Annotated in this window: 20 protein-coding genes; 10 read left to right on the top strand and 10 right to left on the bottom strand. The window is 70.0% G+C overall.

From position 1 onward, the window contains the following. Positions 1 to 88 precede the first annotated feature (88 nt). Positions 89 to 2,080 (top strand): ADP-ribosylglycohydrolase family protein, encoded by a 1,992-nt coding sequence (locus ON33_RS38290; protein ID WP_051152407.1) that lies wholly within the window; start codon positions 89 to 91, stop codon positions 2,078 to 2,080. On the opposite strand, the gene ON33_RS17605 is transcribed toward ON33_RS38290, so the two are convergent. After that, the gene (locus tag ON33_RS17605) at positions 2,041 to 3,351 is read right to left on the bottom strand and encodes an alpha/beta-hydrolase family protein (RefSeq protein WP_245550571.1); all 1,311 of its coding nucleotides are present in this window, start codon (positions 3,349 to 3,351) and stop codon (positions 2,041 to 2,043) included. The genes ON33_RS38290 and ON33_RS17605 overlap by 40 nt on opposite strands. A gap of 257 nt (positions 3,352 to 3,608) precedes the next feature. Continuing rightward, positions 3,609 to 4,385 carry a hypothetical protein gene (locus tag ON33_RS17600; protein ID WP_040860064.1) on the bottom strand — a complete coding sequence of 259 codons (777 nt, stop codon included), beginning with the start codon at positions 4,383 to 4,385 and terminating at the stop codon, positions 3,609 to 3,611. A 167-nt stretch (positions 4,386 to 4,552) separates the two neighbouring features. Between ON33_RS17600 and ON33_RS17595 the strand changes: the two genes are divergently transcribed. The 5 genes from ON33_RS17595 to ON33_RS17575 all read left to right on the top strand — a co-directional run bounded on the left by ON33_RS17595 (position 4,553) and on the right by ON33_RS17575 (position 10,468). Then, a complete protein-coding gene (locus ON33_RS17595) occupies positions 4,553 to 5,776 on the top strand; it encodes a sensor histidine kinase (protein ID WP_040860063.1) in 1,224 nt (407 codons plus the stop codon). A 111-nt stretch (positions 5,777 to 5,887) separates the two neighbouring features. Further along, entirely contained in the window at positions 5,888 to 6,547 is a 660-nt protein-coding gene (locus ON33_RS17590; protein ID WP_040860062.1) for a response regulator, read from the top strand. Between the two features lie 68 nt (positions 6,548 to 6,615). Beyond that, entirely contained in the window at positions 6,616 to 9,006 is a 2,391-nt protein-coding gene (locus ON33_RS39745) for a serine/threonine-protein kinase (protein WP_083869052.1), read from the top strand. Between the two features lie 386 nt (positions 9,007 to 9,392). Then, positions 9,393 to 10,274, top strand: coding sequence for a helix-turn-helix domain-containing protein (locus ON33_RS17580; RefSeq protein WP_040860061.1), 882 nt, complete (start codon positions 9,393 to 9,395; stop codon positions 10,272 to 10,274). Beyond that, positions 10,271 to 10,468 carry a DUF397 domain-containing protein gene (locus ON33_RS17575; protein ID WP_040860060.1) on the top strand — a complete coding sequence of 66 codons (198 nt, stop codon included), beginning with the start codon at positions 10,271 to 10,273 and terminating at the stop codon, positions 10,466 to 10,468. The genes ON33_RS17580 and ON33_RS17575 overlap by 4 nt, the downstream gene beginning before the upstream one ends. A gap of 37 nt (positions 10,469 to 10,505) precedes the next feature. Here the strand turns inward: ON33_RS17575 and ON33_RS17570 are convergent, their stop codons facing one another. Both ON33_RS17570 and ON33_RS17565 read right to left on the bottom strand, forming a co-directional pair. After that, complete coding sequence (locus ON33_RS17570) at positions 10,506 to 10,730, bottom strand: hypothetical protein (RefSeq protein WP_040860059.1); 225 nt, start codon at positions 10,728 to 10,730, stop codon at positions 10,506 to 10,508. A gap of 65 nt (positions 10,731 to 10,795) precedes the next feature. Further along, entirely contained in the window at positions 10,796 to 11,290 is a 495-nt protein-coding gene (locus ON33_RS17565; protein ID WP_040860058.1) for a carboxymuconolactone decarboxylase family protein, read from the bottom strand. An 87-nt stretch (positions 11,291 to 11,377) separates the two neighbouring features. Between ON33_RS17565 and ON33_RS17560 the strand changes: the two genes are divergently transcribed. After that, the gene (locus ON33_RS17560) at positions 11,378 to 11,959 is read left to right on the top strand and encodes a CGNR zinc finger domain-containing protein (RefSeq protein WP_040860057.1); all 582 of its coding nucleotides are present in this window, start codon (positions 11,378 to 11,380) and stop codon (positions 11,957 to 11,959) included. 156 nt (positions 11,960 to 12,115) lie between these two features. On the opposite strand, the gene ON33_RS17555 is transcribed toward ON33_RS17560, so the two are convergent. The 6 genes from ON33_RS17555 to ON33_RS17530 form a co-directional block, all read right to left on the bottom strand. After that, positions 12,116 to 13,147 (bottom strand): ATP-dependent 6-phosphofructokinase, encoded by a 1,032-nt coding sequence (locus ON33_RS17555; protein WP_040860505.1) that lies wholly within the window; start codon positions 13,145 to 13,147, stop codon positions 12,116 to 12,118. A 70-nt stretch (positions 13,148 to 13,217) separates the two neighbouring features. Further along, positions 13,218 to 14,111: a serine hydrolase gene (locus ON33_RS17550; RefSeq protein ID WP_085996781.1), complete on the bottom strand. Its 894-nt coding sequence runs from the start codon at positions 14,109 to 14,111 to the stop codon at positions 13,218 to 13,220. A 193-nt stretch (positions 14,112 to 14,304) separates the two neighbouring features. Further along, the gene (locus tag ON33_RS17545; protein ID WP_051152405.1) at positions 14,305 to 15,258 is read right to left on the bottom strand and encodes a serine hydrolase; all 954 of its coding nucleotides are present in this window, start codon (positions 15,256 to 15,258) and stop codon (positions 14,305 to 14,307) included. Next, positions 15,248 to 17,101, bottom strand: a complete 1,854-nt coding sequence (locus tag ON33_RS17540) for a serine/threonine-protein kinase (protein ID WP_040860056.1) — start codon at positions 17,099 to 17,101, stop codon at positions 15,248 to 15,250. The genes ON33_RS17545 and ON33_RS17540 overlap by 11 nt, the downstream gene beginning before the upstream one ends. 54 nt (positions 17,102 to 17,155) lie before the next feature. Next, on the bottom strand, positions 17,156 to 17,809 hold the full coding sequence (locus ON33_RS17535) for a response regulator (protein ID WP_040860502.1): 654 nt from the start codon (positions 17,807 to 17,809) through the stop codon (positions 17,156 to 17,158). 29 nt (positions 17,810 to 17,838) lie between these two features. Then, complete coding sequence (locus tag ON33_RS17530; protein ID WP_051152403.1) at positions 17,839 to 19,176, bottom strand: sensor histidine kinase; 1,338 nt, start codon at positions 19,174 to 19,176, stop codon at positions 17,839 to 17,841. A 189-nt stretch (positions 19,177 to 19,365) separates the two neighbouring features. On the opposite strand from ON33_RS17530, the gene ON33_RS17525 reads away from it, so the two are divergent. Genes ON33_RS17525 through ON33_RS17515 form a run of 3 tightly spaced genes read left to right on the top strand, consistent with a single transcriptional unit; the run spans position 19,366 to position 23,004 of the window. After that, a complete protein-coding gene (locus ON33_RS17525) occupies positions 19,366 to 19,698 on the top strand; it encodes a hypothetical protein (RefSeq protein WP_051152402.1) in 333 nt (110 codons plus the stop codon). Positions 19,699 to 19,738: 40 nt separating this feature from the next. Continuing rightward, positions 19,739 to 20,512, top strand: a complete 774-nt coding sequence (locus tag ON33_RS17520) for an ABC transporter ATP-binding protein (protein WP_083869050.1) — start codon at positions 19,739 to 19,741, stop codon at positions 20,510 to 20,512. Next, complete coding sequence (locus ON33_RS17515; RefSeq protein ID WP_040860055.1) at positions 20,509 to 23,004, top strand: FtsX-like permease family protein; 2,496 nt, start codon at positions 20,509 to 20,511, stop codon at positions 23,002 to 23,004. The genes ON33_RS17520 and ON33_RS17515 overlap by 4 nt, the downstream gene beginning before the upstream one ends. The last annotated feature ends 1 nt before the right edge of the window (position 23,005 follow it).

Below are 23,005 nucleotides of genomic sequence, written 5' to 3'. Positions count from 1 at the left end.
CGTCCGGCCGATCCGGCAATGCCTGCGGCGTGTCGGTCCAGGCCGGTAGGCTGACAGCCGTTCGGCGTGTGTGAAGGGTTTCTTGGGGATGTTGCGACGCGGCGAGGTCTTCGCGGGCTACGTGATCGAGCGCGAAGTGGGCCGTGGCGGAATGGGTTCGGTCTACGCTGCCCGCCACCCTCGGCTTCCGCGGCTCATCGCGCTCAAACTGCTGCACCGGGAGATGTTCGGCGACAACGAGACCCGGACGCGTTTCGAACGCGAGGCCGACGTCATCGCCCAGCTCGACCATCCCAACATCATCACCGTCTACGACCGTGGCGACGAGGACGAGCGGCTGTGGATCGCCATGCAGTACGTGGACGGCGTCGACTGCGCCTCCATCGACCCCTACGACCTCAGCCCCGACCGGGCGGTCGAGATCATCGTGCAGACCGCGGCCGCACTGGATTACGCCCACGGGCGCGGTGTGCTGCACCGGGATGTGAAGCCCGCCAATATCCTGCTGTCCCGCTCCGGCGGCATCGGCACCGGATTCGCGGAGCGGGCCCTGCTCAGTGACTTCGGCATCGCCCGGGTGCTCGACGACACCGCGCACCTGACCCGCACCGGCATGCTCAACGCCACCCTGGCCTACGCCTCTCCGGAACAGCTCACCTCCGCGCCCATGGGGCCGCGCTCGGATCAGTATTCGCTGGCGTGCACGCTGTTCCGGCTGCTCACCGGGCGCGGACCGTTCGACGCGCCGAATATCGCGACGGTCATGCTCGGGCATCTGCAGTCGCCGCCGCCGGACGTGAGCCTGCTGCGGCCTGAACTGCCCGCCGAACTGGACGCGGTGCTGCGAAAGGCGCTGTCCAAGGATCCGCGCGACCGCTACGAGACCTGCTACGAATTCGCGCAGACCGCCTGGGAGACGGTGGCCGAACCGGTGTCGCTGGTACGGCGGCCGCGCGGGCAGGTCGCGGATCGGCTGCCGCGTCCGGACACCGTGCTCGGCTGCCTGTTCGGCGGGGCCGTCGGGGACGCGCTGGGCGCGCCGATCGAGACCATGCTGCTGCCGAACATCCAGCAGCGCTACGGGATTCAGGGCGTCACCGGGGAGGGCAGCGGTTACCGGGGCCGCATCTCCGACGAGACGCAGCTGGCGCTGTTCACCATGGAGGCGCTCATCCGCAGCGCGCGGGTGCGCGATCGCGGGACCGCCGCCGCGGTCGGCATGATCCAGGAGAACCTGCTGGTGTGGCTGCGCGGGCAGGGGCAGGCGGCGGTGCCGGAACAGCCGGTGCCGTTGCAGAGCGGGCTGACCGGCTACCCGGAGCTCATGACCTATCGCGGCCCGACGCAGACGACCATCTCGGCCATGCTGCGGGTGGCCTCGCGGCAGCGGCCCGGGATTCCGCTGGGCACCCGCGATCATCCGATCAACGACTCCAAGGGCTGTGCCGCCACGGTGCGGTCCGCGCCGTGCGGGTTCATGCCCTCGCTGGAGTACGCCTTCGAATTGGCCTGTGACGCGGCGGCACTCACCCACGGGAATCCGAGCGGCTGGCTGCCGGCGGGCACGTTCGCGGCCATCGTGTACGGGCTGGGCCGGGGGCTGGACGTGCGGTCGGCGGTGGAGCGGGCCCGGGCGCATCTGATCCGCAACCGCGATCACGAGGAGACCACCCAGGCGCTGGACGCCGCCGTGCGGCTGGCCGACACCGCGGCCTTCCGGGGACGGCCCATGCCGGCGCCCGGACTGCTGGAACCGCTCGGCACCGGCGTCATCGGGTCCGAGGCGCTGGCGCTGGGGGTGTGCGCGGCGGTGTGCGCCGAGAATGTCGGCGGCACACCGGAACAGATCTTCCGCAACGGCGTGCTGCTGTCGGTCAATCACTCCGGGGACAGCGACTCGACCGGGGCCGTCTGCGGTGCGCTGCTGGGGGCCCGGCTCGGAGTGGACGCCATCCCCGCCCGCTGGCGCTCCGGGCTCGATGCGGCGGCCGCCATCGAACGGCTGGCCGCCGACTTCACCCGCGAATTCCACGGCGCCGCTCAGCAACCCGGCATGACCGTGCCCTGGTCGACGCCGTAGCGGTGACCGTGGCCGGGCGGCGCGTCGAGCGCGCCCAGCAGGTCGGCGGTGGTCTGCAGGAAGCTGATCACCGGAAGCCAGTGCGGGACCGGCGCGTCCGGGCGGGTGCCGGTGAGATCCGGTGCGCGCCACAGCAGGGCCGGTGACCAATGCACCACCGGATCGGAGGCATTGGCCAGCACCGTCGCGCGGCCGCGATGCACCTGCCCGGCGGGCGGGCCCGCCCACAGCGCGCCGCAGGTGCGGCTGTCCTGGTCGGCGGCATCGGCGAAGACGGCGCTGCCGCCCAGCGCGCCCAGACTCTGGCCGTAGATGTAGAGGCGAGGCGGGTCCGGTAGCGCCGAAATCCGTTGCTCCACCGCCCGGAACAGGGCGCGGGCGGACTGCTCGGCGGCGCTGCGGCCGAAGACGAAGGTGACCCAGCTCGGGGCGTCGGAGTACTGCAGACCGACCAGCGCGACGTCGCCGCCGAAGCGGGCATCGAGCCCCTCGGCCGCGTCACTGTCGATCCAGCCCGAACCGGTCGGCACCGTCACCACCAGATTGCGGCGTCGCAATCCGCCGGTGCGCTCCAGCTCCCGGATCGCCAGCGCCACCCGGGAATCCAGATCGGGCGCGGAGTTCAACCCGACATACACCCGCACGGTCCGCGATGGCGTCCCCGCCACGAACCGCCGGCCCTGCGCCCCCAGCGACGGCCAGCTCGCCATCGACATCGGACTGCCCGACCGGGTCGGCGAACCCGGTTGCACCAGCTCCGGATCCACATACGAATTGGCCGCCGCGAACGCCGCCCGCCGCCACTCCACCACCGTCGGCGCGATCACCAGCTGCCCCGCCACCAGCAACGCCACCCCCGCCGCCACAGTGCGCACCCGCCCCAACCGCCGCGCCACCCAGCCGATCCCGCGCGCGAGGGCCACCACCACGACCACCAGCGGAATCGTCCACGCCAGCCACCTCGCCCAATAGCCCGGTCCTATCCCGCCCACCCCCATCGCCGCCCGCAGCCTGTTCTGCCACTGCTCGGCCCCACCCATCGCGACCCCGACCACCACCACCGCGACGATCGACGCCGGCACCCGCCCGCGCGGGAAGTGCGCGACCCCGAACCGCGTCCACCGCAACATCATCCGGATGATCGCCGCCACCCCCAACCCGATCACCACCAGCAGCGCCGTCAGGATCGCCTGCGCCGACGGCGTCCGCGGCAGCAACCCGGGCGCCAGCGAAATCACCGTCCCCCCGGCCACCGCTAGACTCGTCCCCATCCGCGGCGCCCGAAACCCAGCCCGCTCGAACCACATTCGCGGCCGGACCGGGAGGTCGGCCTTTGAGCGCAGGGAACGCGGTGCGCTCGAATCGCAGTCTGCCGTGACTCGGCCGCCGGCCGAACCGCGGTCGGTGGTGGTTCTCGGTTCCGCGCTGTTCCCATCGGAATCGACTGCGGCGGGCGAGATGTCCGGTGAGATCGTGGGGACGTGCTGAATCGCGCGTTCGTCGGGGCTTCGCACCGCATCGTGCCGGATCACCGCGCGACCGCCGCCTCGCCGAAGCCGAAGGCCGGAGCGGTCCGGCGGGTGCGGCGCGCGAGAACGGTTGCCGCACCGGCCAGTCCGGCGGCCAGGCCGAGACCCGCGAGGGTGAGGGTGGCGGGGGAGGGGGCGTCGCCGGAGTGCTCGAAGAACGGCTCGTAGACGGGGTTGCCGTAGTCCTGGCGGATGGAGTTCAGGTCCACGGCGGTGGTGGCGACGGTGGCCATGACCTGGCATTGGGCTCGGGAGACCGGGTTTTCGCGGGTGTCGCAGGCCGCGTGCATGCGGTGCTCCAGTGCGGCGTCCACGGTTTGGCGGGCCCAGGGGCCGAGGGGCCGGCCGTGGGCGGCGGCGTAGCGCAGCAGGTCGTAGCCGAGGTCGTGGGATTTGCAGGCCGACTCGAACTCGGCGGGGAGCGGGACGGGGGAGGAGCAGTCACCGTTCGGGTCGATGAGCATGCCCGCCTCGATGACCGGGCGGTATCCGGCCGCGGTGACGAAGTCGTCCGGGATGAGCGTGGGATCCGGGTGCGCGGAGACCGCTTGCAGGATGCCGGTGTGCGCGGTGTCGCTCTCGGGCACGGCAGGGCTGATCGACGCACCGGCGCCGGGGGCGAAGGCGACGGCGGCCGAGCAGGTGATCGTCGCCGCGGCGGCCAGCACACCGAACCGGCGGAGGGAGCCCAGCGGCGAGCCCGGCTGATCGTCGCGGGTGGTGGCGGGCCGGGTGGAACGGGGCGAAGTCCGGCGGGAATTCGGGAGCGCTCTCATGGGTCTCGACGCTAGGAATCGGGCTCCGACCGGGGCCTCAGCCTGCGGGGCGGTTCCGCGGTGGGCGGGGCGGGGGAGGCGGGCGGGCGTCTCGTACCGGGGTAGGGGGTGGGAGATCACTCAGGGGTATGAGGTGCGGGCGGCGGGGAGTCTCTACCGTCGAGGCCATGGTCGAAAAGGTGTCTGGGCAGGCCCGTCTCGCACGGGCGCGGCAGGTGTTCGACGGATTCACGGTCCTGCTCGCGATCGTCTTCATCGCGGTGGCGTGGCCGACGCTGCATCTGACGCACAAGGTGCCGGCGGCGGCCGCGCCGTTCATCGCGGGCTTCGCCGCGTTCCCGATCCTGCTGGTGCGGGTGAATCCGCCACTGGGATGGGCGGTTTCGGCCGGTTCGGCGCTGATGATCGCGCTCGCGGTGCCGCATCAGCCGGGCAACACGATCCCGTTCCAGGTGGTGCACATCCTGGTGCTGTTCGCCATGGTGTTCGCGGTGGCCGTGCGCGCCCCCATCCGGATCGTGGCGGTGGTGTGGGTGGCCACGTCCCTGCTGTTCGCCACCGCCATGGCCCAGACCGGGGACAGTTTCGCCGAATCCGGGTTCGGCTGGCCGCTGGCCATCACCGGGCTGGTGGTGTTCGGTCTGCTCATCCGGTGGGTGGTGCTGTCGCGGCAGGCGCTGCTCAGATCGGAGGAAGAGACCGAGTTGGAGCGGGCCCGCCGCGCCATCCTCGAGGAGAAGGCGCGTATCGCCCGCGACCTGCACGACGTGGTGGCACACCACATGTCGATGGTGGTGGTGCAGGCGCAGACCGCGCCCTACCGGATCAACGGGCTGTCGGCGGAGGCCCGGGCCGAATTCGAGTCCATCGGCACCGGTGCGCGGGCGGCGCTCAACGAGATTCGCGGCATGCTGGGCGTGCTGCGCAGTGATGGGCAGCTACCCGAGCACGCGCCGCAGCCCGCGGCCGCCGACGTCCCGGGCCTGCTCGAGGGTGCGCAGCGGGCCGGGGTGCCGCTCACCTGGACCGTCGACGGCAGTCTCGACGCCGTGCCCGAGACCACGGGTCTGGCGCTCTACCGGATCGTGCAGGAGTCGCTGGCCAATGCGTCCCGGCACGCACCGGGCGCGGCGGTGCGGGTCCAGCTCGCCTGCGCGGGCGAGCTGACCCTGAACGTCGCGAACGACCGGCCGATCGCGGTGCGCCCGGGCGACCATTCGGGCACGTCCGGCAGCGGTATCGCCGGGATGCAGACCCGTGCGGCCGCGGTTGGTGGCGTGCTCACCGCCGGGCCCCGGCCGGACGGTGGGTTCGAGGTGCAGGCCCGGTTGCCGTTGGCGGCGGCGCTGAGTGTGGTGGGTTCGGCGGGGGCGCTCGGATCCGGCTTCTGAGCCGCGGCCCGGCCCGCGGGGGCGTGCTGGGGCAGGGGGTGCGAAGTCGTCGTCGCGCGGGCCGTCCCGGCCGGGGCATGGCAAACTCGGTGGCGTGCGTGAGGTGGGACTGTGGCGATAACCGTGTTGATCGCCGACGACCAGGCGATGGTGCGGCAGGGGTTCGGGGCGTTGCTGGCGGCGCAGCCCGACATCAGCGTGGTCGGGGACGCGGCGGACGGGAAAATCGCTGTGGCCGAGGCGAAGCGGCTGCGCCCCGATGTGGTGCTGATGGATGTGCGCATGCCGGAGATGAACGGGCTCGACGCTGCCCGCTCGATCCTCTCCGCCGGTTTCGAACCGCCGGTGCGGGTGCTCATGCTCACCACCTTCGATATCGACGACTACGTCTATGAGGCCCTGACCATCGGGGCCAGCGGGTTCCTGCTCAAGGATGCGCCTGCCGAGGAACTGGTCCGCGCGGTGCGGGTGGTGGCCGCCGGTGACGCGCTGCTCGCCCCGACCGTGACACGCCGGCTGATCGCCGATGTCACGCGCCGCCGCGCCCGTCGTGCGCCCGCGCCGCAGCTGTCGGTGCTGACCCCGCGCGAGCGTGAGGTGCTGGAGCTGGTGGCGCGCGGCATGTCGAATGCCGAGATCGCCGAAAGCCTTTTTGTCGCAGAACAAACGGTCAAGACGCACGTGTCGAAGGTCTTCACCAAACTGAACCTGCGCGATCGTGCGCAGGCGGTGGTGCTGGCCTACGAATCCGGACTGGTGACCCCGGGCTGACCTGCCCGGACAGGGTTTCGACGGGTAGGCTCACGGACTTGTACGTCACCGGAAGGGGGTCGTAGCCAGTGCTGAATAGCGGTGACGTGTTCGCCGGGTTCACCATCGAACGACTGCTCGGTCAGGGCGGGATGGGTTCGGTCTATCTCGCCCGGCATCCCCGCCTGGGCAAGTTGACGGCACTGAAGCTGCTGAATCGGGAACTGTACGCGGACAGGGAGATTCGCGCCCGGTTCGAACGCGAGGCGGATCTGGTCGCGCGACTGGACCACCCCAATATCGTCGAGGTGTACGACCGCGGCACCGAGGACGAGATGCTGTGGATCTCCATGCAGTACGTGGACGGGGTGGACGCCGCCGGCATCAATGTCGCCACGCTGCCGCCCGAGCGCGCGGTGCAGGTGATCGAGGGGGTCGCCAGCGCGCTCGACTACGCGCACGGCATGGGCGTGCTGCACCGGGATGTGAAGCCCGCCAACATCATCCTGGCGCGGGCCGTGGCCGGTCACGGCGAGCGGGTCTTCCTCACCGACTTCGGCATCGCCCGGCTGCGCGAGGACTCCACCCACCTCACCCAGGCCGGCATGTTCACCGCCACCCTGGCCTATGCCTCGCCCGAGCAGATGACCGGCGCCCATCTCGACCCCGCCACCGACCAGTACTCCCTGGCCTGCGCCCTGTACTGGCTCCTCATCGGCGCGGGCCCCTACGACTCACCCCACCCCGCCGAACTGATCCGCGGCCACCTCCAGCTGCTTCCACCCCCGGTTTCTCTCCGCCGCCCCGGTCTCTCCCCGGCCATGGACGCCGTCCTCACCAAGGCCATGGCCAAGCGTCCCGCCGACCGCTTCCCCACCTGCACCGATTTCGCCAAGGCCGCGCGCCGAGCCCTCTCCGGCCCCCCGGCCCAGCATCCGGTCCACCAGCATCCCACCTACCCCAATCCCTCCGCCCCCCAGCCCAATTACGCCGCCCCCCAGCCCTACCCCGCCCCGGCGTACCCCGTTCCACCCCAGGGCTACCCGGCCACCGTCATCCCGCCCGGGTCCTACCCCCCGCCCCCGCACGCGCCCAATTACCCCGCACCGCAACCACAGTCCGCACCGCTGGGCGCCCAGCAGCCCGCCGCTCAGGGCTACCCGGCGCCCCCGCAGCAGCCCGCCGCACCGTCGGGCTATCCCGCGCCGCCGCCACAGCCCGCCGACGCCTCGGGTTACCCGACTCCGCAACCAGGCGCAGCGGTGCCCCCCACGCCACAGGACACCGATCGGGTCAGTTCCGGGCCGACCGTCCGGCCCTATCCATCGACTCAGGAACCCGCGCCCGCGGGTTACGCCGCACCGCCGCAGCCCCAGCTCGCCGGTGCGTCCGGCTACCCGTCTCGACCGCAGCAGCCGAACCCGATGGGGCATATCGGTTCCGGGCCGGTCGTCCGCGAGTTTCCGCAAACCGGCCAACCTGTGGCAGGCACCGGCTACCCTGCGCCGCAGGGACAGCCGGTGGCGACGGACGATGCGTCGCAGCGACCGACGGATATCGTGCCGCAGCCTGTGGTTTCAGCGCCCCGCCCGGATGAATCCCCCGCAGTGGAAAGGGGCGGGCTCGAAACGGCGCACGAGGCGTCGGCTACCGGCCGGCCAGAATGTGCGGGATCGGCAGCGCCGATGGAGGATTCGTCCGACCCGGCCGGAGCCGTCTCGCCAGGGGATTCGGATTCCGGTGAATCTGGCGACGCGGGCATGGCGAAGCCGAGTGGCGACGGGACTTCCGGGACACCCGGCTTCGAGGAGATCATCGCCGAGCCGGTGACGGTGCTCGCGCAGCCCGACGCGGTGGATGTTGCGCCGTCCGCTGCATCGGGTGAGGAGGCCGGGTCGACAGCGGTTGCGGCGGAAGCGGAGTCGGCTGGTACGCCACCCGGTGCAGCCGACGACGCGGGTCAGGTGGTTCCCGGTGGCGAAGCCTCTGGGTCCACGGGAGCGGAATCTGCTGCTGAGGGGGTACCGCCGGGCGCGGCTGCGGAGTCCGGTGCCGGCGCAGGGGCGGCGGATTCCGGTGGCGCCGAGGATGAATCGGGCGAGGTGTCGCGGCATCCGAATTCGGGGGCTTTCGTGCCCGGTGGGACCGAGATCGCCGGAGGGGCGGATGGCGTTGGCGGGCTGACGTTCGAGCCGGCCGCGCCGGATTTCGCTGTGTCCGAGCCGGTTTCGGGGGGTGAAATACCGGGATCCGGGGCGCCGATGTCGGGGATGCCGGGATACGCGAGTTATGGGGGTATGGCGCCGGGTGGGCCTGGGTACGGCGGTCCACCCTATCCGGGGAATCCGGTGCGGCCCGGGCTGATTCCGACGTCACAGCGGGCAGAGGCGTCGCAGTTGACCGCGTTGCTGGTACTGGGGCTGGCGGTGGCGGCGCTGGTGCTGATGGTGATCGTGGCCGTTGTCGTGGTGTCGGGGTAGGCAGGTCGGGGCTACGGGGCCCATTGGACTTCGGTCGCGGGCTCGGACCGGCCCGGTCGCCGAGGACCATTTGGTCCCGGTCGACCAGGATTTGGCGGGCGCGGCGGCGGACGAGGCAGTTGTCCACGGTGCGGAACTTGTGGATCTGCCTGGCCTGATGGGCCTGGGGCGGGAATTGGGTGCGCCCGGCTCGGGGACGAGTGGTCCAGAGATATCAGGGCTCCGGTTTCTCACCGGGCGCGCCTCCAGTCCAGCACCGTTTCGGCGAACCGGCAATCGAAGCCGCGGCGCGGTGGGAAACTTTCCGGAAGCGCCAGGTCAGCATTCATATCGCGTGGGAGCATCATTCGCAGTGAGCGAAAACCGTCTTCGTGGGGGAGGATTCGATGTCGGAGCATGGTTCGAGTCTGCCGCGTCGTCAACTGGGGCGATACCTGCGGGAAGGCCGGATGCAGTGCAATATGACGATCGCCGAGGCGGCGGCGCTGATGGAGTGGAGCGAATCGAAGCTGCAGCGCCTGGAAACCGGTAATGCCGAGAAGATCCGGGTGCTCGATGTCCGGGAATTGTGCCGGATCTACGACTTCGACGACGAGTTCAGTTCGGCGCTGACCGGCCTCGCGCAACAGGCCAGCGTCAAGTCCTGGTGGCACGAATACGACGATCTGATTCCCGAGGGTTTCAATGTGTATGTGGGCCTGGAGGCTTCGGCGCGAGCCCTCGTCTCCTATCAGCCGGAGATCATCCCCGGCCTGTTCCAGACCGCCGAGTACGCACGGGTGCTGATCAATGATTACTGGCCGGATGCTGCGCGGGACGAACTGGACCGCCGGGTGCAGTTGAAAACCCGTCGTCAAAGCCTCTTGACACGCAAGCGAAGTCCGGCCTCCTTTGACGTCGTGGTGCACGAAACCGCATTGCATCGCGTTGTCGGCGGCCCGCACGTGATGGCCGCGCAGCTGCGACGCGTCGCCGACATGTCGACACTGCCGTCGATCGCTGTTCGTGTACTACCCTTCTCGGCGGGCGTACCGATCGGCCACACCGTCGGCCCGTTCGTGATCCTGGACTTCGGCCGGGACGCGGGCAACCGGAGTGTCGAACCCACGGTCGTCTACCTGGAGAACTTCCTCGGCGACCTCTACCTGGAGAAGCGAGCCGCGGTCGACCGATACCGCGAGGCGTACCAAGCGATTCAGCGCGCCGCGCTGGACGAGACGACCAGCAGAGACCTCCTGCGGAGGGTAGCGAAGGAGTACGCGACGTGACCGTCGAACCCGGCGTCCGGTGGTTCAAGAGCGCCCGCAGCACCGGTGCGAAGGAATGCGTGGAAGTCGCCTTCCTGTCCGGTGGCGTCGGAGTCCGGGACAGCAAGAACCCCAGCGGTCCGGCGTTGATCTTCCCGCCGGCGGACTGGGATCGTTTCACCGCCGCCGTGTCCGCCGGGCGGTTCGACTACTGAACCTCGCCCGGCGGAGTCCGGTGGCGGCACAGGGGATTCAGGCCGCGCGCGCGGTGGCGGCGCGGGCGGAGTTGAGGGTGACGGCGGCGGCGTTCCAGATGGCGTAGATGCTCACCGAGTAGGGCACCCAGGTCGGGTGGTGGATGGCGAGCAGGACGATGGTGGCGACGGCCAGCGCCACCGCCCGGATGACGATGCCGTTGTGGAGCAGGCTGCGCAGCACCCGCGCGTCGACGAGGCTGGTGGTCTTGACGGCGTTCATGATTCCGACCTTAAGGATCCGCGCGGGGCTCCCGAGGGGGCCGACCACGCCAGGAATGAGACAGATTACGCGGCGGGCCAGTCGTTTTCGGTCTCGCCGACCTTGTTGACGTAGTTGGTCAGGGTCTGCAGGGCGACCAGGGCGACGATTTCGAGCACCTGCTCCTGCGTCCACCCCGCGGCCAGCGCGGCGGCCGGATCGGCCTTGCCCCGGCTCTCGGTCAGTTCGCGGGCGAAGGCCACGGCCGCAGCCTCTTTCGGGTCCGCGGAGGTGCCGCCCTTGGCAGCCTCCACCTCGGCGTCGCTGAGCTTGGCGACCCGCTTGCCGGTGAAGGTGTGCGCCGCGACGCAGTAGCCGCAGTCATTGGCCGCGCCGACGGTGAGGGCGATGCGCTCGGAGGTCTGGGCGGGCAGCGCGCCTTTCTTCAGCGCGCCGGACAGCCCGAGGTAACCCTCCAGTACCACGGGCGCGTTGGCCATCACCTTGGTCATGTTCGGGACCCGGCCCATCCGCTTCTTGACCTCGTCCAGCAGGGGTGCGTTCTCGATCGGGGTGATCATGGCGTCCTCATTTTTCTAACGGAAGATTGTGATTTCATACGTTAGAACATCATGGATTGAAAGCGCAATACCCGTTAGAATGTGGCTATGGTCGATCCCTTGGCGCTCCGTTTGGCGAACACCATCCGCGCCACCAGCCGTGGCCTGACGGACGCCTTCGGCACCCGCGAATCCACCCGGGAGTGGCTCGTCGCCAATGCCGCGAATGTCGGTGCGTACCTGGACCTCGAGGCCTACCTGCCCACCGAGGACGAGCGCGCCGCGCTGGTCGAGCTGCGCCAGCACGTGCGCGCGCTGTTCGCGGAATACGTTGCGCCCGAGCCGCCCAGCTCCGCCGACGCTGCCGTGCTGCCGCCCTTCCCGGACGCGCTGGCCGCCGTCAACCGCGCGGCCGCCCCCGCCCTGCGGCTGCTGGCCTGGGACGACACCGGCCCCCATGCCGAACCCCGGCTGCTGACCTCGGATGACCTGGGCACCGTCATGGCCGGACTGGCCGACGCCACCATCGAGTTCTTCTCCGGCCCGGAGGCCGCCCAGATTCGCACGTGTCCGGCCCCGCGCTGCGTGCGGTACTTCCTGAAATCGCATCCGCGCCAGGAGTGGTGCTCAGTGGCGTGCGGCAACCGCGCCCGCGCTGCCCGCCACTACGCCCAGCACCGCGAGGATTGAGCCCGGGCACCGGGAGGATTGAGCCCGGCACCGCGAGGACCGAGCCCAGCACCGCGAGGACCGAGCCCAGCACCGCGCGGGCCATCCCGGACCCGTGACGTGAAAAGGCCCCCGCACCAGCAGGTGCGAGGGCCGTATGCCGAAGGGTGTTCGGGCTCAGCCGAAGAAGGCGGCCCCCTCCCGGTACCGATCCGGCGGCACCAGCTTGAGCTGCTTGGTGGCCTCCGACAGCGCCACCAGCTCGATCTCGGTGCCGCGCAACGCCACCATCTGCCCGAATCGCGCGGCGTGCACGGCTTCCGCGGCATGCACGCCGAAACGCGTTGCCAGCACGCGGTCGTACGCGGTAGGTGTGCCGCCGCGTTGCACATGCCCGAGTACCGTCACCCGGACCTCCTTGCCGATGCGCCGCTCGATCTCCGGGGCGAGCTGCTGGGCCACCCCGGTGAACCGCACATGCCCGAATTCGTCGATGCCGCCGTCGCGCAGGGTCATGGAGCCGGGGTCGGGGTGCGCGCCCTCGGCCACCACGCAGATGAAGTGCGAATCCCCGCGCTGGAAGCGGCGTTTCACCATGGCGCAGACCTCGTCCACGTCGAACGGCACCTCGGGCACCAGGGTGAGATGCGCGCCGGAGGCGATGCCGGAGTTGATGGCTATCCAGCCGGCGTGCCGGCCCATCACCTCGACGAGCATGACGCGCTGGTGGGACTCGGCCGTGGTGTGGATCCGGTCGATGGCCTCGGTGGCGATGGAGACTGCGGTGTCGTGGCCGAATGTGGTGTCGGTGCAGTCGATGTCGTTGTCGATGGTCTTGGGCACGCCGACCACGGGCACGCCCTCGTCGGCCAGCCACGAGGCGGCCGTCAGGGTGCCCTCGCCGCCGATGGGGATGAGCGCGTCGATGCCGTTGTCGTCGAGGGTTTGCCTGATACGGGGGAGTCCGGCGCGCAGCACATCCGGGTTGGTGCGTGCGGTGCCGAGGATGGTGCCGCCCTTGGTGAGCAGGCGATCGGTGCGGTCGTTGTTGAGGATCTGGATCTTGCGATCCTCGAGTAGGCCGCGCCAGCCGTCCTGGAAGCCCACGATGGCATCCCCCCACCGACCGTTCGCGGTACGAACGACAGCACGGATCACGGCATTCAGGCCTGGGCAGTCTCCGCCTCCGGTCAAGACTCCGATGCGCATGATGCCCATCTTGCCCTGAGTTCGGCCGCCTGTGATCCCCGCCCCCGTGAACCCCGGGTTACGGTTTCCGCTAGCCGGCGGCGCAGGTACCGCCCTTGAGCTCGTCGAGGTGCTTGCCGATCAGGGTGGCGATCTTGGTGAGGATGACGGTGCCGTCATCGAAGGACCCCGAATTGGGCTGGGTGGCAACCGCGATCGCGATCTGGCCGCCGTCCACGGGGATCAGCCCGAACTGCCGGACCAGGTAGTTGCCGCTCGGATCGGGCCCCCAGCCGCCCTTGAAGATCGCGCCGTCCAGATTGCCCAGCCCCCAGCGCTGGGTGGAGCTGATCTTGCCCATCAGCGAGGTGACGACGTCGGATTGCGCCAGGCAGGGGAGTTTGGCGGCGAATTTCAGCTGATTCGCCAGCGACCAGTCGGCCTGACCGAAGGCGGAGTAGTCGGCGCGGGCGCGAGTGGCGGGCACCGTGGTGTCGGCGTCGCCGCCCTCGCGTAGCACGTCCTGGACGGTCTGGGCCGCGACCTCGGGGGTGCCCAGCGACTGCCAGAGGGTGTCGGCGGCGCTGTTGTCGGAGTACTCGATCGCGTTCACGGCCGCGACCTGATTGCCGGAGTTCTTGCGCAGCGCGGCCAGCGTCAGCGGGACCTTCATGGTCGACCAGCCGGGGCCCGTGCTCCAATCGCCCAGTGCCAGCACCCGATCGGTGCCCACCGGCATCACGGCCAGCCCGACCTTGCCGGTCAGTTCCGGCTTCAGGTCATTGGTGAAATCCCAGGCCAGGGTGCCGGGCAGGGCGAGGACCGTGGTGGCCGCGGGCGACGCGGGCGCCGCCACCATGGTCGTCTTGTCCGGGACCAGGACCGGTTGGCTGCTGCACGCGGTGAGCGTGCCGAACAGCAGCACCAGGGCGCCGCGACCGGCGGAACGGGCGAATCGCCGTCCGCGTGTAATCGGTGCCTGCACCAGTAACCTCCATCCGCCCCGGTTCCGGTGCGTTCCCTGTTCCTAGCGGACACACCTGGACCCGTCAATCGCAAGGATTGTTGTGCGTCGGGGCAGTGGGGGTCAAATGCGGTGGGTATGGGCCTTTTTCGCCACTATTTGCCCGATTCGGCGTGCGTACCGGGCATTTTGGCCCGGATTCGCGCCGAATGTGTTAGCGCGAGCAGAGTCCGCCGTGCAGGTCCGGTAGATGGTCGCCGACCAGCAGCGCGAGCTTGTCCATCATGTCGGTGGCGTCGTCGAAACTGCCCGAGGTGGGCTCGGCCGCCAGCGCCACCGCCACCGGTCCGTTCAGCGTCGGGACCAGCCCGAACTGGCGGACGGTGTACTTGCCGGTATCGTCGTCGGGACCCCAGCCGCCCTTGAATTCCGCGCCGATGAGCCGGCCCAGGCCCCAGCTCTGGCTGGGGGTGATCTCACTCATCAGCGAGACCACCGAATTGGCGCGCGGCAGGCAGGGCAGCCGCGACGCGAAATGCACCTGATCGGAAAGCGACCAGTCGGTGGCGCCGAAGGCGAGCAGATCGTCGGACTCCAGGGCGGCCAGCTTGGTGTGGCGAGCGGCGACGTCCGTGGTGGTGTCGCCGGCCTCGCGCAGCACCGCCTCGACCGCGTCGGCGGCCTCGCTGCCGGTGCCCAGCGAGGACCAGAGGGTCTGTGCCGCATCGTTGTCGGAGAAGGTGATGGCGGCCTCGGCGGTGGAGCGCATGCCCACCGGATCGTGGCGCAGCGCGGCGAGCGCCAGCGGCACCTTGATGGTGGACCAGGCGATGCCGGTGGTCCACTCACCCAGCTGGGTCACGTCGCCGCCGCCGACGGGCATGACGGCCACGCCGACGCGACCGTCCAGAGTGGCCTTCAGATCATTGAAATCCGCTGCGAACGCTACGGATTTCGGCAGCCCGAACAGCTCCGGCAGATCCGGGCCGATCATGCTCGGGACCGGCAGCGCGGCGCTGTCGCCGACCGGCCTGATCCCATCCGAATGCGCCGAAGCGCGATGTGCGGCACCGAGATTCGCGCTGCACGCCGAGACTGCCAGGACAGCCGCCAGCGCCAGCCCGTGCACGAATCTCTTGCGACAGGCCGGAATTGGATCAGTAGACATACACCACCGCGTTCTCACCGCCGACGCAGGTCACCAATTTGCCTGCGGCCGTACAGTTCATCGTGTAAGACCGGCCGGTCACCGGGCTCACTGCCACCACACTAACTGCCGAAGCCGGCCCGCCCGAAGTCGCGTCGGCATAAGCCCGGCGGACCGCTTCCGCGAAAGGACAAGTCGTGACGGTGTTTCCGATCGCGGAGTTGGCGTAGCCGCCGAGCGTCGCGTACACCGGTGGACACGACGTCGATCCGGCCGGCAGTTGCACAGTGGTGGGCGCCGGGGTCGCCGCGGCCGTGCTCGGCTGCTGCGAGCGCGGGGCGGTGGTGCCCGGAACACCCTGTGGTGCCGTCGATATGGATGCTTCGTTGCCGGGGCGGTCGAGGAGTTGCCAGCCCACCGCGCCGGCGATGGCGGCCGCCGCCACCACCAGCACGCCGATCGACAGCGGCGCCGCGATCGACTTGGCCTTGCGCCGCTTCCCCGGCTCGCGGGGCGGCGGCTGGACGATGGGGTGATCCGCGGTCGGGTACAGCGCGGGATCCGGCGCCGGCGCGTACGGGAAGTCCCGCTGCTGCGCCTGGGCGTGGCCCCAGACCGCCTGCTGGTGGGCGTCGGCCGGCAGCGGCGTGTAGTGGAAGTCGCTGACCCGCACCCGGGTCGGATCCGACGGCAGGATGACCGGCAGCTCACCGGTGGGCGAGGGTTCCTCGGCCGCCGGGAAGGACCCGGTGATGTAGGCCGGGATCTGCCCGGTGTTCAGCCCGAGCCCGGAACCGGGTTGCCGCACCGGAGGTTCGGAGGGGCGTGCGGTCGGATCGGACGGCCGCACAGTGGGGTCGGCATTCCGGCCACCCTGGCCCGCGGTGGCCGTCCCGCCGGGCATGACGGTGGTCGGCGGGCCCGCGGGCCCGCCGGTCGGCAGCACGGTGGTCGGGGGCGGGCCGACGGGCGGACCCGGCGGCACGGTCCGGCCCGGCCGGGGCGGTTCGCCGGACGGGGGTACCGGCTGACCGCCGGCCAGCGCCGCTCGGGCGGCCCGGGCGAATTCACCGGCGGTGAAGAATCGGGCGTTCGGATCCTTGGCCAGCGCCTTGGCGACCACGGCATCCAGCGCGGGCGGAATCCCCGTGTGCAGCATGCTCGTCAGCGGTGGCGGCTCCGACAGATGCGCGCGGATCAGCACGCTCATGTTCTGCGCCGGGAAGGGCTTGGCGCCGGTGAGGCACTCGTGCAGCACGCAGCCCAGCGAGTAGATGTCGGCGCGCCCGGACACCGGCCCGGCGTCGAAGCGCTCAGGGGCCATATAGGCGTAGGAGCCCACGGCCGTGCCGGTCATCGTGATGGTGGAGTCGCCCTCGGCCCGTGCGATTCCGAAGTCCGCGAGATATGCGAAATCCGCATCGGTTACCAGGATGTTGGCGGGTTTGACGTCCCGGTGCACCAGGCCCGAGTAGTGGGCGGCGTCCAGCGCCGCGGCGATCTGCTCGATGATCCCGATGACACGCAGCGGCGGCAGCGGGCCGAAGCGGTCCAGCAGCGACCGCAGATCCTGCCCGCGCACCAGCCGCATGTCGATGTAGAGCACACCGTCGATCTCGCCCCAGTCGTGGATGGGGATGATGTGCGGTTCCGCCAGCCGGGCCGCCGCCTGCGACTCCCGGCGGAAACGCTCCTGGTACGAGGGATCCTTCGCGAGTTCTTCCGGTAGCAGCTTGAGCGCGACGACCCGATCCTTGGAGGTGTCGTAGGCCTCGTAGACCTCTCCCATGCCGCCCCTGCCCAGCAGCGAGCGCAACTCGTACGGCCCGAACCTGCTTCCGGCCCGCGATGGCGGTGCATCCACCCCGTCCAACCTCCAACTCTCGGAGGGAAGCAGACGAGGACCCGCGACCCACCTTTAGAGGGTGGATTCTCCCGGTGCCACTACGCCGTGGTCAAACGCAAAGACGATGGCCGCGGCACGGTCGCGTAACCCGAGCTTCCCGAAGATATGTCCCACGTGGCTCTTCACCGTTACCTCCGAGATACCGAGTGTGCGCGCGATCTCAGCGTTGAGGCGGCCGCGGCCGATCAGCTCGAGCACCTCGAGTTCGCGAACGGTCAGCTCGGACAGGCGATTGCCGTCGGCCGCGGGGGCGGGACGGGCCGACCGGTAGGTGGTCAGGACCTGCGGCGTCACCGTCGGGTCGAGCCAGGAGCCGCCGGCGGCGACGGTCCGGACCGCGCGGATCAGATCCTCGGCGGGAGAGTCCTTGAGAATGAATCCGGCGGCGCCCGCCCGCAGGGCACCGGACAGCAACTGGTCGTCGTCGAAGGTGGTGAGCACGAGGACCGGTGGCGCGTCCGCGGCCGTCCGCAGCGTCCGGGTTGCCTCGATGCCGCCGATCCGTTTCATCCGCAGGTCCATCAGCACCACGTCCGGTCGGTGCGCGGTGACGGCGGTGGGCACCTCGTCCCCGTCCGCGCATTCGCTCACCAGGAAGCCGTCCCGTCGGCGCAGGATTCGGCGGAGTCCGCCGCGCACCAGTTCCTGATCGTCCACGACGAGCACGCCGATCAGCTCGTCGTCCGAACGGTCGCTCACGTACCCTCCTGGGGCGTTTTGTGATTCATCGATTCCAGGATGGCCTGCAGATGGTCCTCGACCGCATTGACCGGGCAGGACACGCCGCCGGTCAGCGGGATGCGGGCGTGCACCCGCCAGCCGTCTTTGTCGGGGCCCGCGGTGAACCGTCCGGCCAGGGGTGCGACGCGTTGCCGCATGCCGGAGATCCCCATGCCGTTCCCGGTGCGCTGACCCGCCCCGGCGGCCAGTGTATTGGCGACCGCGATGTCGATGTACTTGGGGCGCAGCCGGATTCGCAGGCGGGCGCGCTCGCCCGGGGCGTGCTTGGCGACATTCGCGAGGGATTCCTGGCAGATCCGGTACATGGCCAGTCCCACCGCGGCGGTGACCGCGGACCGGTCGCCCTCGATGCGGTAGTCGACCTCCACCCCCGCGCGCAGGAAATCGGAGACCAGATCGTCGATGTCGTTCAGGCCCGGCTCCGGAGCGACCGTGGCCGACGGCGCGCCGAGCAGGCCCACGGTGCGCCGGATGTCGGCCATGGCCTGGCGGCCCAGGCGTTCGGCGTCGGACAGCGCGTCCACGGCCTCGTCCACGTCCTGGTCGGTCTGCAGCGCGTGCCGGGCCGCCGTCACGTGCAGCAGTGTGATGCTCAGCGAATGCGCGATCACGTCGTGCACCTCGCGGGCGATGCGCCGGCGTTCCTCGTCGGCGGCCTGCAGCGCGCGGACCTCCTGATAGTCGCGCTCCTGATACAGGTAGCGGCGCTGGTAGTTCAGTAGCTGCCCGGTGAACCAGCCGAAGAGGATGCCGAGCGCGAACCAGGTCAGCCCGTCGATATGGCCGAGGTATCCGAAGAACATGATCTCCGCGAACATGGCCAGGGCGACCGCCGTGCTCACGGCCGTGCGGGTGATGGCCGCGACCTCGCCGGTCACCACGATCAGGAGTATCGGTGAGACGTCCAGCGGTACCGGCTGGACCAGGAACAACGCTACCGCCGCGATGGTCAGCCCGGCGAGCAGCACCGGGCGCGGAGGCAGGTTGAGCACCACGCACGGCGGTCCGGTGAGGTAGACGACCAGCAGCGCGGACAGGGCGAAGACGCTGGGGAAGTATCCCGCGGCCACCCGCTGGGCGAAGGCGATCGTGCTGACGGTGTACAGCATCACGTCCACCAGCACCACCATCGAGACCGGGTAGTCGAAGCCGGTCTCCTCCACCCAGCGCCGGTACTCGCGGACCGGGTTGCGCACGTACTCCCGGGATCGGACACCGGTCTCGTGCAGCCACTCCCGTAACTCCCGTAACGCCTGCCCGACCGCATCGGGGGTGGCGCCGGTCACGTTCATTCTGCAAGGCTATCCGTCGGAACAGACCGCGTACATCGTCCGGCGGCAGGGGCACGTCTCCTACCGGAGTAGGAGGTCAAGTCGCGTCCCCGGCACGACGACAGGGGCATCGCGGCGATCGTAGTTTGGGGACAACGGCACACGCGCCCACCCCCGATGAGGTGCGCGCACAACGAAAGGTTGGGGGCCATGTCCTGGGCAGACTTCCACGCTCGTACCGACATCCTGCACATCGTTCTCGATCGCGCGGCCCGAAATCCCGCTGATCCCAAGCTGTTCGACAATCTCCCGGAGCTGGAGCGACTGTTCGGCGGCCCCGGCGGCGTGCTGCTCGCGCTGCGCAATCGCTGGGAGAACCACTTGACCGTGAAAATGGAAAACGCAATGGAGAAGGGTGCTTTGGCGGTCGAGGTGTACGCGGAGCTGTGCGCCGAGCAGCCGGCGCTGCGCGCGATCCTCGACACTTACGACACCGACCGGTTGTATTTCGCCCGTCCGCGTGCGCGAGCGCTGGCCAGCTGATAGACACCGGCGGGTATTGATCATCAGAGGGGAACGACCAATGCTGGAATTGACCGACGTCACCAAGGAATACCGGGTGGGCGAGCAGACCGTGCGCGCCCTGGACGGGATCAGCCTGCGCATCGAGGCGGGGGAGTTCACCGCCATCGTCGGGCCGTCCGGTTCGGGCAAGAGCACGCTGCTGCACCTGCTCGGAGCGCTGGACTCGCCGGACACCGGGTCGATTCGCTTCCAGGACAAGGAGATCGGCGACCTGGACGACGACCGGCAGTCCGAATTCCGGCGGCACCGCGTCGGTTTCGTCTTCCAGTTCTTCAACCTGCTGCCCACGCTGACCGCCTGGGAGAACGTCGCCATCCCGAAACTGCTGGACGGCACCGGATTACGCAAGGCCAAGCCGCGGGCGCTGGAACTGCTCGACCTGGTGGGACTCAGCGAACGCGCCGAGCATCGGCCGGCCGAGCTGTCCGGCGGCCAGATGCAGCGCGTCGCGGTGGCGCGGGCGCTGATCATGGATCCGCCCCTGATCCTGGCCGACGAACCGACCGGCAACCTGGACTCCAAGACCGGCGCCTCGATCCTGCAGCTGCTCGCGGACATCACCGAGCAGGGCAACTCCGTGGTCATGGTGACCCACGATATGGGCGCGGTGCGGTACTGCGACCGGGTGATCAATCTGCGCGACGGGTTGATCGGGTCCATCGATCGGGTCGAGCGCGGCGACGACGGCGAGGTCCGCACTGTTCCTGAACCAGGGCGCAACGGCTCGGCTCCCGAAGTCGCCGCCGATGACGCCGGGGCGGTGCACGCATGATTCGCGCTGCCCTGGACCGGCTACGGCTGTTCAATATCGGCGAGCTCTTCGCCCACCGCGGCCGCACCACCATGGCCATGGTGGTGATGGGAGTGTCCGCGGGACTGCTGGTTTCGGTGTTCAGCATCTCCGGCTCCATCACCGGCTCGGTGGACAAGCTCACCCACAGTCTGGGTGGCAAGGCGGTGCTCGAGGTCAGCGGCATCACCGACGCGGGCTTCGATCAGCAACTGCTGCAACAGATCCGGTCCGTGCCCGGGGTCGGCACGGCGGTGCCGATGGTGCGTCAGTCCATCGGGGCCGACGACAATCGCGCCCTGCTGGTCGGCGCGGACCCGTCCGCCGCCCAGCTGGGCAGTGACCTCGGCGGGACGGTGACCGATCAGGCGAGCAAGCTGCTCACGGTCAGCAACGGCGTCCTGGTCGGCTCCGCCATGGGCTATCAGGAGGGCGACAAGTTCCAGCTCGGCACCGTGACCGCCACCGTCGCGGGCGTCATCGATGACTCGACGGCGGCCAAGATCAACGGCGGGCACATCGCGATGGCGCTGCTGCCGGTGGCGCAGAAGATCACCGGACGGGAGGGCCGGCTGGACTCGGTGCAGATCATCGCCGCGCCGAATGCCGATATCGGCCAACTGCGTTCGGATCTCACGAAGGCCGTCGCGGGACGGGCCGTGGTCGCCGATCCGGATCTGCGGACCGCGCAGGCCGGGGGCGCGGTCATGCTGGTGCGCTACTCGACGCTGGCCTCCTCGGCCTCGGCGCTCATCGTGTCCTCGTTCCTCATCTACAACGCCATGAGCATGGCCGTGGCGCAACGCCGCCCGACACTGTCGCTGCTGCGGGCCATGGGCGGCAAGCGCGGGCCCGTGGTGCGCGATCTGCTCGCCGAGGCCGCGATCCTCGGCCTGTTCGGCGCCATCAGCGGCTCCATCATCGGAATCTTCATGGGCCGCACCGCTATCCATCAGCTGCCCGCCGCCATCGTGAACTCCGTCGAATCGCGCACCGAGTACGAGGTGCCCGGGTACGCGGTACCGGTGGCGATCCTGGCCTGTGTACTGGCCAGCGTCGCCGCGGCCGCCATCGCCGCGCGGCAGGTGTACAAGGTCGCGCCGATCGAGGCGCTGGCCCCCATCGGCGTCGGCGCGGCCGACACCGTGAAACCGGTGATCCGCTGGATCGCAGCGATTCTCGGCCTGATCATGGTGTCCGGCGCCGTGGTGGTGGCCGAGGCGGATCTGGGCCGGCTCTCCATCGGGGCGATCTCGCTGTCCATCGCCGGCGCGGTCGTGCTGTGCTTCGCCGCCACCGAACCCATCGTGCGCGTGGTCGCCGCGGTGGCCCGGCTCTTCGGCGCGCCCGGCGCCCTGGGCGCCACCACCATCGAACGCGCCCCGCGCCGGGTGTGGGCCACCGTCATGACCGTCATGATCGGCGTGACCGCCATCGTCGCCATCGGCAATGCCAGCCGCAATATGGTCAGCGCCGCGACCGACAGCTTCGAGGGCCTGGCCCGCACCGACGTGTTCGTCAGCCCGACCGCCATGGAACAGTTCCCGACCGGGCCGCTGCTGCCGTCCGACCTGAAGCAGAAACTGAGCGCCATCCCCGGCGTCGGCGGTGTCGGTTCGGCCCAGATGGCTTTCGCGACCCTGGGCCGCGGCCGCGTCATGCTGCAGGCCTACGAGGGCGGCGTGGCGCGAACCTCGGTGCTGGACAGCGTGAGCCAGGCCGAGCAGGCGCGCATGGCCGCGGGCGAGGGCGTCGTCATCTCCCGGGACGTGGCCCGCTCGCTCGGCGTGCACGAAGGTTCCGACCTGACCCTGCCCACCCCGACCGGTGAACACCACGTGCAGGTGCTGAAGGTGGTGCCCTACTTCTCCGCCATCGCGGGCGTGGTGGTGCTGGACCTGAACATCCTGCGCGAGTGGTATCAGCGGCCGGGCGAAACCATCATCGGCATCGACTTCGCGCCCGGCGCGGACCCTGCCGCGGTGATGGCGGCCGTGCGCGCCGCGGTACCGGCCGATATCCACGTCAGCACCGGACGCGCTGCGGTGACCGCGATTTCGTCCAGCGTCCGGCAGGGCACCTCGATCAGCTCGGCCATCCTCTGGATCGTGGTCGTGGTGTCGGCGGTCGCGCTGCTCAACACGCTGATGCTGTCGGTGCTCGACCGCCGGCGCGAACTCGGGGTGCTGCGGGCCATGGGCACCAGCCGCCGCTTCCTGTTGCGCGCCGTCCTCACCGAGGCCGCCGGCATCGGAGTGACCGGCGCCGCACTCGGATTGGCGGTCGGCTCGGCCGTGCACTACCTGGCCACCGTCGCGCTCGGGCATGCCATCGCCATGGACATCCGCTATCAGCCCAGCCCACTGCTGGTCGCTTACGCCTTCATCGCGCTCGGACTGTCCCTGCTGGGTGCCATTCCCCCCGCCCTGCGCGCGGCCCGGCTGCCCATCGTGGAGGCCATCGCCGTGGACTGAT

The organism is Nocardia niigatensis NBRC 100131 (assembly GCF_000308655.1).
GTDB classification, from domain to species: domain Bacteria; phylum Actinomycetota; class Actinomycetes; order Mycobacteriales; family Mycobacteriaceae; genus Nocardia; species Nocardia niigatensis.
Note: the sequence above shows the minus strand (reverse complement) of the source record. Positions and strands in the feature narration are given on the sequence as shown.